The sequence below is a fragment of the Methylobacterium sp. W2 genome (assembly GCF_020662345.1).
Taxonomy (GTDB): domain Bacteria; phylum Pseudomonadota; class Alphaproteobacteria; order Rhizobiales; family Beijerinckiaceae; genus Methylobacterium.
Genome location: NZ_VMOA01000001.1, coordinates 63,618 through 79,871, shown reverse-complemented (window position 1 = coordinate 79,871; position 16,254 = coordinate 63,618). Strand labels below are relative to the sequence as shown.

At 67.9% G+C, this 16,254-nt stretch carries 12 protein-coding genes; 6 read left to right on the top strand and 6 right to left on the bottom strand.

Annotation, left to right across the window (positions count from 1 at the left end; all coding sequences use genetic code 11):
- Positions 1–112: 112 nt before the first annotated feature.
- Complete coding sequence (gene putA / locus FPV16_RS00340; RefSeq protein WP_413629133.1) at positions 113–3,859, top strand: bifunctional proline dehydrogenase/L-glutamate gamma-semialdehyde dehydrogenase PutA; 3,747 nt, start codon at positions 113–115, stop codon at positions 3,857–3,859.
- A 161-nt stretch (positions 3,860–4,020) separates the two neighbouring features.
- On the opposite strand, the gene FPV16_RS00335 is transcribed toward putA, so the two are convergent.
- The 3 genes from FPV16_RS00335 to FPV16_RS00325 all read right to left on the bottom strand — a co-directional run bounded on the left by FPV16_RS00335 (position 4,021) and on the right by FPV16_RS00325 (position 5,793).
- Positions 4,021–4,455, bottom strand: a complete 435-nt coding sequence (locus tag FPV16_RS00335; RefSeq protein WP_227435255.1) for an MEKHLA domain-containing protein — start codon at positions 4,453–4,455, stop codon at positions 4,021–4,023.
- Positions 4,456–4,469: 14 nt separating this feature from the next.
- Positions 4,470–4,829 carry a hypothetical protein gene (locus FPV16_RS00330; RefSeq protein WP_227435253.1) on the bottom strand — a complete coding sequence of 120 codons (360 nt, stop codon included), beginning with the start codon at positions 4,827–4,829 and terminating at the stop codon, positions 4,470–4,472.
- Between the two features lie 193 nt (positions 4,830–5,022).
- The gene (locus FPV16_RS00325; RefSeq protein ID WP_227435251.1) at positions 5,023–5,793 is read right to left on the bottom strand and encodes an SDR family oxidoreductase; all 771 of its coding nucleotides are present in this window, start codon (positions 5,791–5,793) and stop codon (positions 5,023–5,025) included.
- Positions 5,794–5,902: 109 nt separating this feature from the next.
- On the opposite strand from FPV16_RS00325, the gene FPV16_RS00320 reads away from it, so the two are divergent.
- Positions 5,903–6,292 carry a winged helix-turn-helix transcriptional regulator gene (locus FPV16_RS00320; RefSeq protein ID WP_227435250.1) on the top strand — a complete coding sequence of 130 codons (390 nt, stop codon included), beginning with the start codon at positions 5,903–5,905 and terminating at the stop codon, positions 6,290–6,292.
- A gap of 23 nt (positions 6,293–6,315) precedes the next feature.
- On the opposite strand, the gene dnaE is transcribed toward FPV16_RS00320, so the two are convergent.
- Positions 6,316–9,825, bottom strand: a complete 3,510-nt coding sequence (gene dnaE / locus FPV16_RS00315) for a DNA polymerase III subunit alpha (protein ID WP_227435248.1) — start codon at positions 9,823–9,825, stop codon at positions 6,316–6,318.
- Positions 9,826–9,967: 142 nt separating this feature from the next.
- Positions 9,968–11,815, bottom strand: a complete 1,848-nt coding sequence (locus tag FPV16_RS00310) for an ABC transporter transmembrane domain-containing protein (RefSeq protein ID WP_227435247.1) — start codon at positions 11,813–11,815, stop codon at positions 9,968–9,970.
- Between the two features lie 170 nt (positions 11,816–11,985).
- Here FPV16_RS00310 and rpmE point away from each other — a divergent pair, with 170 nt between their 5' ends.
- Complete coding sequence (gene rpmE, locus FPV16_RS00305) at positions 11,986–12,240, top strand: 50S ribosomal protein L31 (protein ID WP_018045309.1); 255 nt, start codon at positions 11,986–11,988, stop codon at positions 12,238–12,240.
- A gap of 150 nt (positions 12,241–12,390) precedes the next feature.
- On the opposite strand, the gene FPV16_RS00300 is transcribed toward rpmE, so the two are convergent.
- Complete coding sequence (locus FPV16_RS00300) at positions 12,391–12,918, bottom strand: DUF1465 family protein (RefSeq protein WP_227435246.1); 528 nt, start codon at positions 12,916–12,918, stop codon at positions 12,391–12,393.
- A gap of 528 nt (positions 12,919–13,446) precedes the next feature.
- Here FPV16_RS00300 and rpmH point away from each other — a divergent pair.
- The 3 genes from rpmH to yidC are packed head-to-tail and all read left to right on the top strand — an operon-like array spanning position 13,447 to position 16,115.
- Complete coding sequence (gene rpmH, locus FPV16_RS00295) at positions 13,447–13,581, top strand: 50S ribosomal protein L34 (RefSeq protein WP_018045311.1); 135 nt, start codon at positions 13,447–13,449, stop codon at positions 13,579–13,581.
- Positions 13,582–13,633: 52 nt separating this feature from the next.
- Positions 13,634–14,278, top strand: coding sequence for a ribonuclease P protein component (rnpA, locus tag FPV16_RS00290; protein ID WP_227435244.1), 645 nt, complete (start codon positions 13,634–13,636; stop codon positions 14,276–14,278).
- Positions 14,271–16,115: a membrane protein insertase YidC gene (gene yidC / locus FPV16_RS00285; protein WP_227435242.1), complete on the top strand. Its 1,845-nt coding sequence runs from the start codon at positions 14,271–14,273 to the stop codon at positions 16,113–16,115. Before rnpA ends, yidC begins: the two co-directional genes overlap by 8 nt.
- Positions 16,116–16,254 lie beyond the last annotated feature (139 nt).

The following is a 16,254-nucleotide window of genomic DNA, read 5'->3' as shown; positions in this document are numbered from 1 at the left end:
CCACCGGGAGCGGCAACGCCATTGCGCGGGCGATGTCCAAAGCACCCGTCCCCGCGGGATCGCCGCCCGGAACCGGCGGCCGCACGGCGTAGCGGCGAGAAGGCCTCGACCCATGAGCAATGGCCCCTCCCTCCCAACAGCCGCGCCGATCCTGCCTGATCCGAGGATGCTCTTCGCCGGGTTCGCGGGGCCATCGGCACCGACGGGAGCATTCCGGGCCGCCATCCGGTCCGCCCATCGTCTCCCCGAATCCGAATGCCTCGCCCCCCTGATGGCCGCCGCGCAACAGAGTCCGGCCGAGAATGCGGTCGCGACGCATCTGGCGAGGCACCTCGTTACCACCCTTCGCGCCAAGGGCTCGCGCGCGCCCATCGAGCAGCTGATGCGCGAGTTTAGCCTGTCGAGCGCGGAGGGGGTCGCCCTGATGTGTCTCGCCGAAGCGCTTCTGCGCATTCCGGACGCGGCGAGCCGGGATGCCTTGATCCGCGACAAGATCGGTCATGGCGATTGGCAGTCGCATCTCGGCCATACCACCTCCCTCTTCGCCGGCGCGGCCACATGGGGGCTGGTCCTGACGGGGCGAGTCGTGGCTGCGCCGGACGAACCCGGCCTGACGGCGGCATTGACGCGGGTGGTACGGCGCGCCGGCGAACCCGCCATCCGCAAGGGCGTCGATCTCGCCATGCGCATGCTCGGAGGCCAGTTCGTCACCGGCCGCAGCATCGCCGAGGCGTTGCGCAATAGCCGGCGCAGGGAGGCGATGGGCTTTACGTACTCCTACGACATGCTCGGCGAGGCGGCGATGAATGCCGGGGATGCCGCCCGGTATGCCGCGGATTATGCCGGCGCCATCGCGGCGATCGGCGCGGCATCGGGCGGTCGCGGACCGCTCGCCGGACCGGGCATTTCGGTCAAGCTCTCGGCCCTGCATCCGCGCTATGCGCGGGCCCAACGCAAGCGGGTGATGGACGAGTTGCTGCCGCGACTGATGGACCTCGCCCTCGCGGCGCGCCGTTACGACATCGGCTTCAACATCGACGCCGAGGAGGCCGACCGCCTCGACCTCTCCCTTGACCTCCTCGAAGCCCTGGCAATGGACGAACGACTGGCAGGCTGGGACGGGCTCGGCTTCGTCGTCCAGGCCTACCAGAAGCGCGCGCTCCCGGTGGTGGATCACGTGGTCGACCTCGCGCGGCGGAGCGGACACCGCCTCATGGTGCGCTTGGTGAAGGGGGCATACTGGGATTCGGAGATCAAGCGCGCGCAGGTCGACGGCCTCGATGGATTCCCAGTCTTTACCCGGAAGGTGCATACCGACGTCTCGTACCTCGTCTGCGCGCGCCGGCTGCTGATGGCCGGCAAGGCGGTGTTCCCGCAATTCGCCACCCACAACGCCCGCACGCTCGCCGACATCGTCGCTATGGCGGGGCCGGACTTCCAGCCGGGCGACTACGAGTTCCAGTGCCTGCACGGCATGGGCGAGACGCTCTACGAGGAGGTGGTCGGCGGTTCGGTCCTTGACCGTCCGTGCCGGATCTACGCGCCGGTGGGTACGCACGAGACCCTGCTCGCCTATCTCGTCCGGCGCTTGCTCGAGAACGGTGCGAATTCCTCCTTCGTCAACCGGATCGCCGACCCCGCCGTCCCGCTGGACGACCTCGTCGCAGACCCGGTGGAGCGGGCGCGCCGGGTCTCGCCGCCCGGCTCGGGGCATCCGGGGATCCCCCTGCCGCGTGACCTGTTCGCCGCAAGCCGGCCCAATTCGCGCGGCCTCGATCTCGCCGACGAGGACGTGCTCGCGTCCCTCGGCGATGCCCTGCCACGCGGCGCGGCGACACCCTTCCTCTACCGACCCGTTCCGTCGGAGGGGACCGAAAGCGCCAAGCGGGCCGTACTCAACCCGGCGGACCGAGGCGATATCGTCGGATTCGTGGTGGAGGCGAATGACGGATGCGTCGATGCCGCCATCGCGCGGGCGGGCTCGGCGGCTCTTGGCTGGGCGGCGACGGCGCCGTCGCGACGAGCCGAGATCCTGTCCGCCGCGGCCGGCCTGATCGAGACACGGCGCGACGCGTTCCTCGGGCTGCTGGTGCGGGAGGCGGGCAAGTCCCTCGCCAACGCCGCGGCCGAGATCCGCGAGGCGGTGGATTTCCTGCGCTATTACGGGGTGCAGGCGGCGGGTCTCGACACCGCGACCCATATCCCCCTCGGCCTGGTCGCCTGTATCAGCCCGTGGAACTTCCCCCTCGCCATCTTCATCGGTCAGGTCGCGGCGGCCCTCGCAGCGGGCAACGCCGTCCTCGCCAAGCCCGCCGGCGAAACGCCTATGGTGGCCGGGCTCGCGGTGGAGATCCTGATCGAGGCGGGGATTCCGGAGGGCGTGCTCGGCCTCCTGCCGGGAGGGGGGCGGGTCGGCGCCCGCCTCGTGGCCGATCCGCGCATCGACGGCGTCCTGTTCACCGGATCGACCGGCATTGCCAAGGGGATCCAGACCGAGCTGGCCGGACGCCTCGGCCCGCGGGGGCGACCGATCCCGTTCGTCGCGGAAACCGGCGGCCAGAACGCTTTGGTGGTGGATTCCTCCGCCCTGCCCGAGCAGGTGGTGGCCGATGTGCTGGTGTCGGCCTTCGATTCGGCCGGCCAGCGCTGCTCGGCGCTCCGCGTGCTCTGCCTGCAGGACGAGATCGCCGAGCGCATCCTCACCATGCTGAAGGGGGCGATGGCCGAGCTGACCATCGGCAATCCCGACCGGCTCGCCACCGATATCGGGCCGGTCATCAGCGAGGCCGCGCGGCAAAGGATCGAGGCGCATGTGGTGCGGATGCGGGAGCGCGGCCATGCCGTAGACCGGCTCTCACTGCCCGCCTCCTGCGCGGCGGGCCATTTCGTCCCGCCGAGCCTCATCGCCATCGACAGCCTGGACGACCTCTCCGGCGAGGTCTTCGGGCCGGTCCTCCATATCCTGCGCTATAAGCGCGACGGTCTCGACGGGCTCGCCGCCGCCATCAACGAGACCGGCTATGGCCTGACCTTCGGCGTCCACAGCCGGATCGACGCCACCGTCGCGCGCCTCGTGGACCGGGTCCGGGCCGGCAACCTCTACGTCAACCGCAACCTGATCGGGGCCGTGGTCGGCATGCAGCCCTTCGGCGGCGAGGGCCTGTCGGGGACAGGGCCGAAGGCCGGCGGCCCGCTCTACCTCCGCCGCCTCCTGGCCTCGGCGCCCGCGGAGACCGGCCTCGCCCGGCGCCCCACCGCGATGCCCGTGGCGTTGGCGTCCCTGCGCGATGCCCTGCTGGCGGCGGGTAGGAAAAGGGACGTGGCGCGCTGCAACGCCTATGCCGAACGAAGCCTCCTCGGCCTCGACATCGCCCTGCCCGGCCCGGTGGGCGAGAGCAACCGCTACAGCCTGCATACGCGCGGCACGGTCCTGTGCCTGCCGGCCAGCGAGACCGGGCTGTTCGCGCAGATCGCGGCGTGCCTCGCCACCGGCAACACGATCCGGCTTCAGCTACCCGCAACTCTGCGACCTGCGCTCGACATCCTGCCCAGTGCGGTTCGGAGCACGATCGACTTGGCCGATGGGCCGGACGCCATGGGCTGCGCGGCGATCCTGGTGGAGGGCGGGGCGGATGCGATTCTCGCCGTGACGCGGAGAGCCGCCGCACTGCCCGGCGCCATCATTCCGGTCCTCGCCGTGTCGCCGGACGGATTGGAGAAAGGAGCCGACGATTACTCCCTCGAATGGCTGCTACGGGAGCGCAGCGTCAGCATCAACACCGCGGCTGCCGGCGGCAATGCCGCCCTGATGACACTCGGCGAGGATGCCGATGCGATCCCACCCACTACTTCAACCTGAAATGCCGAAGCGCAGCGGAGGCCTCGAAGGAGCCCTCCAGTTCGCGTAGCGGGTTCCGGGGCCCTCCTTCGAGGCTGCTTCGCAGTGTCCTCAGGATGAGGTGGTGGGGTGGAGGAGGAGGATCGTCACGCTTTCCGCGCGTCGACAGCTGTCGAATCCGCTCAGACCGAAAACGTCGCGGCCTGCCCGTGGAGCAGCCCGGCCTCGTCCACGAGTTGCCAGACGATGGCATCGCGGATCGGGAAGCGGGTTCCGTCCTTGCGGATGCGGATGCCGGCATAGTTATCGACGAACCCGTCGCGGGTGACCGCGTCGAGGAGGCGCTGCCGCTCGGCCCGCTCAGGCGCTTCTGCCGAGAATCGGGAGGGCAGACCGATGAGCTCGGCCTTCTCGTAGCCGAAAATGCGAAGCGCGGTCAGGTTCGCATAGATGAAGCGGGGGTCCTCCCCTCCGTCATGGGCGAGAACCGCGAAGGGCGCCTCGGCATCGAGCCAGGCCGCGTCGCGGCCCGGCTCCGGCACCAGCGGCCGGCCGACGGCGCGGCGGAAACTTCCGGTCAGGAGCGCGTAAAAACCGGGATCATGGGAGACATCCACGTCAGGCACCCGTGTCAGCGCGAGGTCGAGGGCCGCTCGAACCGGGCATAGGCGGCGAGCACGAGAGTGGCGACGAGGCTGCCGAACGCGGCGGCGACCGCCTTAACGAGGAAATCGCCCAGCCGCGCATGGCGGGTCGGCGACAATTCCTGGCCGAATTCGAGGAGGCCGGCCACCGCCATGCCGGCCAGCAGCCCGAGATACCAGCGCTTGGGATAGGCCACGATCAGCAGGAACCCGAACAGGGCGTAGGCGCTCATCCGCTCGACATTCGCGGACGCAACGACGGGCCGAAGCCCGATCGGCGACAGCGTCACGAAGACCAGGATCGCGAGGATGACGAAGACCGAAAGGCGCAAGAGAGTTCTCGTCATGGGAGCGTGCCACCGAACCGCGACGCCAGCTTGCGTCATGCCGGATCTTGCTGAGCAAGCACCGGGTCCAGCCTGATCTCGATCATGCTGAAGGTATTATTAAGACGCGGTTACGCGGTGGATGTTTCCCACCGGCCCTCCGGGCGCGTCTCTTTCGCCCGGAGGGCCGGTTCGTGTGACCCGCCATGGAGCGTCAGTGCTGGTCCGCGCGGGCCTTCCCGGCGACATCGTTCACCGTCGCGAAGGTCTGGTCGAACCGCTTCTCGGATTCGGCGAAGCGCAGGAATCCCACGCGCTCCACCAGGATTTCCGGCGGGGTCGGCTGCGTCGCCAACAGCGTCATCACCTCGTCCATGAACGCGCCGAGGGGCAGGTACCCCTCCCGGGTCGACTGGCCGGGCGTGAGGTCCGTCTGCACGGCGGGCGGCACGAGTTCGATGACCTCGACTTTGCCCTTCAGGGCATCCCGAAGGCTGATCGTGTAGGAATGGATCGCCGCTTTCGTCGCGGAATAGGTCGGGGTCGAGACCAGCGGCACGAAGGCGAGGCCCGACGAGACGTTGATCACGGCGGCGTCCGGCTTGGTCACGAGGTGGTCGATCAACGCGTTGGTGAGCCGGATCGGCCCCAGCAGGTTGGTGGTCACCGTCGCCTCGGCATCCGCGAGATCGCGGGACCGGGCAAGATCCTCGAACAGCATGATCCCGGCATTGTTGATCAGGACGTTGAGATCGGGATGCGCGGCGGTCACCGTCGCCGCGAAGGCGTCGATCTTAGCCTTGTCCTCCACGTCGAGCACATAGCCGATCATGCCGGGATTGGCCTCCGTCACCGCATCGAGCCGGTCGCGGCGGCGGCCGGCGATGATCACCGTGTTGCCCTGGCCCTGAAGGCGCTCCGCCAGTTCGCAGCCGATCCCCGATGCGCCGCCCGTGATGAGAATGGTGTTTCCGCTCGTCTTCATGGGACATCCCTCCTGGAACCGCGTGGTTGTCCCGGACAAATGCCGCGCCTACTCTCCGGAGGGTAGAAGGCACCGAAAAGATTTGTACTTACCAAAAGGAGAGCGTGAGATGGCGGCCCCTCACCCGCCGGCCGAGGCGGATCCACGCGTCGAGGCCCTCGTCCACGACCTGATCGGCCGCGTTGCCGACAAATGGACGATGCTGATCCTCGAAATCCTGGAGGAGCGGGGCGAGCTTCGCTTCACCGAGCTCAGCCGATCCATCGGCACGATCAGCCAGAAGATGCTGACCCAGACGCTCCGCCACATGGAGCGGGACGGATTGGTGATCCGCACCGTGCATCCGGTGGTGCCGCCCAAGGTCGAGTACCGATTGACGCAACTCGGCCAGAGCCTCGGCGCCGCCTTCTGCGGCGTGTGGATATGGGCCGAGCAGAACCTCGCGGCGGTGGAGACGGCGCGCGAGACGTTCGACGGGCCCCTCCCCTCACGAGACTGAGCCCATCGCCGGCACAAGCCCCGTCAGCTCACCTCCACCTGCACCACCCCCGGCACGGCGCGCAGGGCTCCGGCGATCTGGGGGGTCGCCTGGTACTTGCCGCGCAGCTTGACCTCGACCTCGCGGTCGCCACCGTCGAGGAGCAGGATCAGCGAGACCTCGCTCTCGCCGCTCACCTGGAGGCGCTGCTGAACGCTGCCGATGGGGCGTTCGTCCCGCATATAGACGCGCATGCCCTTCTGGTGCCGGGCCACCGCCTCGTCGAGGGGCTCGGCGGTGACGATGCGGGCGCGCACGTCCTCGCCTTCGAGATTGGCCTGGATCTGGAGCACGAGGGGACGGCCCGGTTCCAGGATCTCGCGGTACTGGCCGAGGCCTTCCTGGAAGATGATCGCCTCGAAATGCCCGGTCTGGTCCGAGAGGGTGACGATACCGAGCTTGTTGCCGGACTTGGTGCGCCGCTCCGACCGGTCGAGGACGGAGGCGGCGACCTTGCCGACGCTGGACGTGCCGGCGCGGACCGAGCGGCAGAACTCGGCCCAGCTCTGGACGCGGAGCTTCTCCAGCAGGCCGGCATATTCGTCGAGGGGATGGCCGGACAGGAAGAAGCCGATGGCCTCGTATTCCTTCTTCAGCTTCTCGGCCATCGGCCAGGGCTCGTAGGGCGGCACGCGCAACGTCACGTCGGCGGAGGCGATGCCGCCGAACATGTCGACGATACCGGTCGTGGCGGCCTCGGCCGCCCCTTGCGCCAGCTTCATCATCGGCTCGACGGCGGCGCAGGCCCGCGCCCGGTCGATCTCGATGGTGTCCATGGCGCCGGCCGCCACGAGGTTCTCCAACGTCCGCTTGTTGATGAGGCGCGGGTTGAGCCGGCGCGCGAGGCAGGCGAGGTCCTTGAACGGCGTTTCGCCGCGCGCTTCCACCACGGCCTCCACGGCGGCACGCCCCACGCCCTTGATCGCGGCGAGCGCATAGCCGATCCGGCCGTCATGGACCTCGAAATTGACGCCTGAGGTGTTGATCGAGGGCGGCTCCACCGGAATGCCGAGGCGCTGGGCGTCCTGGCGGAATTCGGCGAGCTTGTCGGTGACGTCGATATCGAGCTGCATCGCGGCGGCGAGGAACTCCACCGGATAGTTCGCCTTGAGATAGGCGGTCTGGTAGGTCAACAGGGCGTAGGCGGCGGCGTGCGACTTGTTGAACCCGTAATCGGCGAACTTGGCGAGCAGGTCGAAGATCTCGTTGGCCTTCGCCTCGGTGAGGCCGCGGTCGACGGAGCCCTTCACGAAACGGTCGCGCTGGGCGTCCATCTCGGCCTTAATCTTCTTGCCCATGGCGCGGCGGAGCATGTCGGCGTCGCCGAGCGAGTAGCCGGCGAGGAGCTTGGCCACCTCCATCACCTGCTCCTGATAGACGATGATGCCGAAGGTCTCCTTGAGGATCGGCTCCAGCTTCTCGTGCGGGTACCAGCTCGCCTCGTTGCCGGCGTCGCGGCCGAGCTTGCGCTCGCAATAGACCGGGATGTTGGCCATGGGGCCGGGGCGGTAGAGCGCCACGAGGGCGATGATGTCCTCGAACCGGTCGGCCTGCATCTCGACCAGCGCCTTGCGCATGCCGGCGGATTCCACCTGGAACACGCCCACCGTCTCGCCGCGCTTCATCGGCGCGTAGGTCTTGGGATCGTCCAGCGGCAGCGAGGCGAGATCGACGATGATGCCGCGCTGCGCCAGAAGGTCGGTGCAGCAGCGCAGCATGGTCAGGGTCTTGAGGCCGAGGAAGTCGAACTTCACGAGGCCGGCCGCCTCGACCCATTTCATGTTGAACTGGGTCACCCGCATCCCGGTCTTCGGGTCGCGGTAGAGCGGCACGAGCTGTTCCAGGGGCCGGTCGCCGATGACCACGCCTGCCGCGTGGGTCGAGGCGTGGCGATGCAGGCCCTCCAGCTTCTTGGCGATCTGCATGAGGCGCGCGACGACGGGCTCCTCCTCCATCGCCGCCTGGAGCTTCGGCTCGCCCTCGATGGCCTGGACCAGGGTGACGGGGTTGGCCGGGTTCTGCGGCACCAGCTTCGTCAGCTTGTCGACCTGCCCGTAGGGCATCTCCAGCACGCGGCCGACGTCGCGCAGGACGCCGCGCGCCTGCAGCGTACCGAAGGTGATGATCTGCGCGACCTGCTCGTGGCCGTAGCGCTCCTGGACGTACTGGATCACGCGCTCGCGGCCGTCGACGCAGAAATCGATGTCGAAATCCGGCATCGAGACGCGCTCGGGGTTGAGGAAGCGCTCGAACAGCAGGCCGAACCGCAGCGGGTCGAGATCGGTGATCAACAGCGCGTAGGCGACGAGCGAGCCGGCACCCGAACCACGACCCGGCCCCACCGGGATGTCGTGGTCCTTCGCCCATTTGATGAAGTCCGACACGATGAGGAAGTAGCCGGGGAACTTCATCTTCACGATGACGTCGAGCTCGAAGGCGAGACGATCGCGATAGACTTGGCTGGTCATGCCTTCGCATGGGCCGTGCTGGGCGAGACGCAGTTCGAGGCCGGCCTCGGCCTGACGACGGAGCTCGGACGGCTCGTCAAGGGCGATCTCCGCCGCGACATCCGGCGAGACCGTCTCCACGGGGAGCGCATCGAGGGCGGCGACGACGCCGAAATTCGGCAGGATCGGCTTGCGGGTGCGCACGCGATAGGCGCATCGCATGGCGATCTCCACGGTGGCGGACAGGGCATCCGGCAGGTCGTGGAACAGCTTGGCCATCTCGGCGCGGGTCTTGAAGCCGTGGCGCGGGGTGAGCTTGCGGCGGCGTTCATCCGAGACGAGGCGACCCTCGGCGATGGCCAGCAGCGCGTCGTGGGCGTCGTAATCGTCGGGCTTGGCAAAGAACGGCTCGTTGGTGGCCACGATCGAGAGGCCGTTGGAATCGGCGAGCCGCAGCAATTCGCGTTCGACCATGCGCTCATCGTCGAGGCCGTGGCGCAGGATCTCCACGTAGAGCCGGTCCTCGCCGAACGCGTCCTTCAGCTGGCCGAGGCGGGAGGCGGCGAGTTCGATACGTCCGCCGCGCAGGGCGGTGTCGAGGGGGCCGGTGGACCCCCCGGTGAGCGCGATGAGGCCGCCCGCGTTCTCACGCAGGGCCTCGACGGTGAGCCGGGGCGCATCGCCCAGGGGGCCGTCGAAATAGGCGCGGCTCGCCAGGCGCAGGAGGTTGCCGTAGCCGGCCTCGCTCTGGGCCAGCACCACGACGTTGGAGGTGGTGATCTGCGACAGCCGCGCCATAGGGTCCGGCGCCTCGAAGGCCACCGAGAGCTGCATGCCGGCGATGGGCTGGATCCCCGTTCCGGCGGCCTTCTCGGAAAATTCCAGGGCCCCGAACAGATTGTTGGTGTCGGTGAGCGCCAGGGCCGGCTGCCGGTCGGCGGCGGCCGCCTTGACGATGTCGGCGACCTTCAGCGCCCCTTCGAGGAGCGAGAAGGACGAGTGGACGTGGAGGTGGACGAAACCGGGATCTTTGAGGATGCGCGCCATGCCGCCACCAATGCGAGTCGTTCGTTAGCGTAAACCAAACGTCGCCGATCAGGCCGCATTTGCCTGTGGAGAGAGCTACGGGCGCAACAGCCCCCTCCCAGCCAGACCTCTTCTCGCAATGACCTCTCCTCGCGAGAAAACCCTATTCCGCCGGCAGGGCGAGGCGCTTGGCCTTCGGCTCCTTGCCGCGCGCCGTCTCGTCCAGCGCGTCGGTGAACTGGAGGGCGGCGAGCTGGGCATAGAGCGCCCCTTGCGCGAGCAGGCTCTCATGCGTGCCGGTCTCGACGATCCGGCCGCCGTCGAGGACGAGGATGCGGTCGGCGGCGCGGATGGTGGCCAAGCGGTGGGCGATGACCAGCGTGGTGCGCCCGCGCATGAGGGTATCGAGCGCCGTCTGCACCGCGCGCTCGCTCTCGGCATCCAGCGCCGAGGTCGCCTCGTCGAGGAGCAGGATCGGCGCGTCCTTGAGGATGGCGCGGGCGATGGCGACGCGCTGGCGCTGACCGCCGGACAGGGTCACGCCGCGCTCGCCAACCTGGGTGTCGTAGCCCTGCGGCAGGGCGCGGATGAAGCCGTCCGCATGGGCGAGTTCGGCGGCGCGATGGATCTCGGCCTCGCTGGCCCGGGGTCGGCCGTAGCGGATGTTGTCCATCACCGAGCCGGAGAACACGGTGGGGTCCTGCGGCACCAGGGACATGCGCTCGCGGAGCGAATCCGGATCGACGGCAGTGATGTCGACCCCATCGACGCGGACCACCCCCGATTGCGGGTCGTAGAAGCGCAGCAGCGCCTGCAGCACCGTGGTCTTGCCGGCACCCGAGGGGCCGACGAGAGCGACGCGCTCGCCATGCGCCACCTGGAAGCTGATCCCGTCCAGCGAGGGGTGTTCGGGCCGGGTCGGATAGGTGAGGCGCACCTGCTCGAAGGCCACCTCGCCCCGCGGCGGCACCGGCAGCGGCACCGGATCGGCGGGTGCGCGGATCGCGGGCTCGGCGGCCAGGATCTCGCCCAGGCGCTCTGCGGCGCCGGCCGCCTGGGCGAGTTCGCCGTAGACCTCGGAGAGCTGGCCCAGGGCGCTGGCGCCGAACACGGCGTAGAGCACGAATTGCGAGAGCTGGCCCGCCGTCATCGTACCGGCGAGCACCCCTTGCGCGCCGTACCACATCACCCCGACGACGCTGGCCGAGATCAGGAAGATCGCCACCCCGGTGAGGAGGGCGCGGGCCTGGACCGAGTTGCGTGCGGCGGAATAGGCATTCTCGGAGGCTTGCCCGAAATGCTCCGCCGTGGCGCGTCCCATGCCAAAGGCCTGCATGGTGCGGATCGCCCCGATGGCTTCTGCCGCATAGGCCGAGGCATCGGCGAGCCGGTCCTGCGCAGCGCGGGAACGCCGCCGCACGCCGCGCCCGGACAGGATGAGCGGGAACACGATGAGGGGAATCGCCACCAGCACGAGGATGGACAGCTTCGGGCTGGTGAAGACCATCATCGCTACCGCGCCGACGAACAGGAAGGCGTTGCGCAGGAGAATGGAAATCGAGACGCCGAAGACCGCCTTCACCTGCGTCGCGTCGGCCGTGAGCCGCGACACGATCTCGCCCGATTGCGAGCGGTCGAAGAAGGCCGGATCGAGGATGGTGAGGCGGGCGAAGACCGCGCTGCGCAGGTCCGCGACCACGCGCTCACCCAGCGTCACCACGGTGTAATAGCGGGCCGCACTCGACAGGGCGAGAACCGTCACCACGCCGATCAGCGCCATGAAGTAAGCGTCGATGACGCTGTGGCCCTCGGGCGAGAAGCCGTGATCGATCACCCGCCGGAGTGCGATGGGCACAACCAGAGTCGCCCCGGAGGCCGCCAGCAGCGACAGGAACGCCGCGAAGATGCGGCCGCGATAGACCAGCGCGAACGGAATCAGCGGCTTCAGCGACCCGAGAGGCGCCTTGCCGCGGCCATCGCCGCCTGAAATTTTGTTACGCCCGCGAGCCATCGTGCCTCGTCATCGTCTCAAGAAAATACGCGCCCGGGCGATCTCCCGCGCCCGGGCGCTTGTTCGGAGGAAGCACGTGGGGTATAGGCCCGCCTTCATCCGATTGCGCGTGATCTAAGGCCGCGGGCCGCCAGGCGGGCCGGTCGGCGTGGCTATTCAAGGATTTCGTCATGGCAAAGAGTGCGGCCGACAAGGCCAAGGGAACCGAGCATCCCGACTACCATTTCATCAAGGTCGTGATGACCGATGGGTCCGACTACATGACCCGGTCGACCTACGGCAAGGAGGGTGACACCCTCAACCTCGACATCGACCCGAACACGCACCCGGCCTGGACCGGTGGCGAGCAGAAGATGCTCGATCGCGGCGGCCGCGTCTCGCGGTTCAACTCGCGCTTCGGCGCCCTGTCCTTCGGCAAGAAGTGATCTCTCGGACCTGACCGCCGCGACCGTTTAGTGGCGGCGGAGTGTTCTGGAAACGCGAAAGGGCGGCGCCGACGAGGCGCCGCCCTTTCGCGTTTCGCGGCATTGGAGCCCCGCCGGGCTTCAATGCACCAGACCTCAATGCGCCAAGCCTCAATGCGCCAAGCCGAAGGCGCTGCGCAGCAGACCCTGCTGGGCGGCCACGGGGCTCTCGCGGACTATCGGGGTCGGGTGATCGTCGGAGATGAGGCCGTCGAGATGCAGGATGCGGGCATGGAGCCGGCGCGAGCGGATGGTCAGGTCCTGGAGACGCGCCGGGAGCGCGCCGAACGTCTCGGCGCGGAAGGCCTCCGGCGTCGCGAGGCGGACGCGGGTCTTCTCCTGAAGCGCTTGGGCCGGGGTGATCTCGCCCTCCGACACGGCGCGTTGCACGAGCAGCCAGGAGGCGATCTGCATCAGCCGTGTGGTCAGGCGCATGCTCTCGCTGGCATAGGACAGGGTGCTGTCGCGTGACAGCAGGCGTGATTCCTCGCGTCCATCACCATCGAGATAGGCCGCCGCCTCCTCGACCATGGTCATGCCCTCGCGGAACAGAACCCGGAAGGCCTCCGAGTTCACGTAGGTGTCGCCGAAGCTGACCCAGTCCCGCTCGTCGCGAAAGGTGACGTCGAACTCGTTCATCCTGCCTCCTGTGCCGCTATCGGACCGTTTCGTCCCGACCTGGGACACGATCGTTGCGTTCGCGACCAGAGGCGCAACACTAGCGCCGAACGCACCGCCCCGCGCCGTTGACCGGAGGTTAACGTTAACACGCGGACATCGTGCCAAACGGGCGGCGTCGCAGGTGCCGGACACGCGCATCGGTGACGACGAAAAAAAAGCCGCCCGGAGGGGCGGCTTTGGAGAAGTCGACAGAGGCATCAAAACAGCGGCAGATCGAAATCTGCCCCACATCCGGAAACCCGGACATGATTTCTTCATAGGCTGCAAAGGTTAACGGCCGGCTAACGTGGGCGGTGTCGGGCGCGACGGGAAATGCCCGTGCCAGAATTGACTTCGCCCCCCCTCTCCGTCATAAGCCGCGCCATCGCGTCGCCGCGCCCCATGTGGGCGCTCTTCGCGCTTGCAGACACATTTCAGGGCGAGTGAAGATGTCGGTGGGGCTCCTGCAGCCAGCCGGATCGATCCTCGGCCATCGGAGATCGCGCCATGAAGAGAACTTATCAGCCCAGCAAGCTCGTGCGTAAGCGTCGCCACGGTTTCCGTGCGCGCATGGCCACGGCCGGCGGCCGCAAGGTCATCGCAGCCCGTCGTTCGCACGGCCGCAAGAAGCTCTCGGCCTAAGGCATCCGTGCCCTCAGCGGCACGGAACGCCGAGGACAGCCTTGCTCAGACCATGACCTCGCCCCTAGGCCGCAGGATCGAACCGGCAGTGTCGACGATCGGACGGCTCAAGCGGCGACCGGACTTCCTCGCTGCCGCCGGGGGGCGACGGTTCCATACTGAGCTCATGAGTGCCCAGGGACGGCTGCGCGATGCGGCCTCCGGAGCACCTGTCGCCGACGTCGCGCCCATCGAGGGGCTGCGAATCGGTTTCACGATCACGAAGCGTGTCGGGCATGCCACCGAGCGTAATCGGATTCGCCGCAGGCTGCGCGATGCAGTGGCCCGTGCCTCCGTGGATCTTCCCGATGCCTCGGCGGACATCGTTCTCGTCGCGAGACGACCTGCCCTGCATGCCCCGTTCGAGACGCTGATCGCCGACCTGCGCCGCTCCGTCGGCGCGGTGGTCAAGCCCGGCGGGACGAAGAGTGGCGAATCGGGTCCTTCCTCGCGGGGGCGGCGCAGGTCCGGGAAGCCCCATGCGGGCAAGCCCGTCTCGGGCTCCGAGGCAACCGCCTCCTCCAAAGCCGCATCACCCGCCCTGACGTCGACGCATTCGCCCGCGCGAAACGCGGCGGGGACGATTCCCGCCGGCTCGGGCGACGTTTCCGTTCCATCCCCTCCTCCGAACACACGCGACGGATCTCTCGATGGGTAATGACAAGACGAACATGATCGTCGCGATCGCCTTGTCGCTGGCGGTCCTGCTCGGTTGGAACTATTTCATCGCCGCCCCACGCGTGGAGGAGCAGCGTCAGGCCGCACTTCAGAGCAAGGCGGCGCAGCAGGCCGCCAACCCCACCGGCGCGCCCTCGGCGAGCCCGGCGGAAGGCGGCCCCTCGGCACCCGTGCCCGGCACCCTGCCGAATGCGCAGACGCCGGCGGAAAGCCGTGAGGCGGCGCTCGCCCGCTCGCCGCGCGTCACCATCGACACCCCGGCCCTGGCCGGTTCGATCGCTCTCAAGGGTGGCCGCGTCGACGACGTCTCGCTCAAGGGCTACCACGAGACCGTGGACGACAAGAGCCCGCGCATCGTGCTGCTCTCGCCCACCGGCAGCGCCAATCCCTACTACGCCGAGTTCGGCTGGGTCGGGCAGAATGCCGGCCCCCTCCCCACCGGTGACACGGTGTGGACCGCCGACGAGACCGTGCTGACGCCGGCCAAGCCCCTGACGCTGACCTACGACAACGGCGCCGGACTCGTGTTCCGCCGCGTCATCGCCGTCGACGACAAGTTCATGTTCACGGTCCGCGACGAGGTCGAGAACAAGGGCGCCACCGCCGTCACCCTCTACCCCTACGGGCTCGTCTCGCGCTGGGGCAAGCCGACGACGCAGGGCTATTACGTGCTGCATGAAGGCATGATCGGCGTGGTCGGCGCCGATGGCCTGCAGGAATACACCTACGATCACGTCGCCAAGGAGCCGGTGCTCGGCAATGCCAACACCAAGGGCAAGGCCTGGGCGAACGTGACCGGTGGCTTCGTCGGCATCACCGACAAGTACTGGGCGGCAGCCACCATCCCCGACCAGGCCACGCCCTATACCGGCAGCTTCACCGAGCGCACCGACGGCGCGACCAAGGTCTACCAGGCCAGCGTGCGCGGCGACGGCCGCAATGTCGCGCCGGGCACCACCGTGACGGCGACCCAGCAGCTCTTTGCCGGCGCCAAGGAAGTCAACACGATCAACAACTACCAGAAGGATCTCGGCATCAAGCAGTTCGATCTGATGATCGACTGGGGCTGGTTCCACTTCATCACCAAGCCGATGTTCCGGGCGCTGGACTTCTTCTTCCACCTGTTCGGCAATTTCGGCGTGTCGATCCTGGTGGTGACCTTCTGCCTCAAGCTGCTGTTCCTGCCGATCGCCAACAAGTCGTACCAGTCCATGGCCAAGATGAAGGCCGTGCAGCCGGAGATGGCCTCGATCCGCGAGCGCTACGGCGACGACAAGATGAAGCAGCAGCAGGCGATGATGGAGCTGTACAAGAAGGAGAAGATCAATCCGGTCGCCGGCTGTTGGCCGGTGCTGATCCAGATCCCGGTCTTCTTCGCGCTCTACAAAGTCCTGTTCATCACCATCGAGATGCGGCACGCGCCGTTCTTCGGCTGGATCCAGGATCTCGCCGCGCCCGATCCGACCAACATCCTCAATCTGTTCGGACTCCTGCCCTTCGCCGCCCCGGACTTCATCCATCTCGGTATCTGGCCGATCGTCATGGGCATCACGATGTTCATCCAGATGAAGATGAACCCCGCGCCGCCGGACCCGGTCCAGGCGCAGATCTTCACCTTCATGCCGATCGTGTTCACCTTCATGCTCGGCTCGTTCCCGGCCGGTCTGGTGATCTACTGGGCCTGGAACAACACCCTCTCGGTCATCCAGCAATACGTCATCATGCGCCGCAATGGCGTGAAGGTGGAGTTGTGGGACAACCTCGGCGGGATGTTCAAGAAGAAGCCCGCCGACAAAAACGCACCGGCCAAGAGCTAAGCCGTCCATTTTCGGGCGAGTTCCTACCGATGCCCTCATCCTGAGGTGCCGCGCAGCGGCCTCGAAAGAGGTTTCCAGGACCCGCACAGGGCCATGGAGGCCTCCTTCGAGGCCTTCGTTTCACGAAGGCACCTCAGGA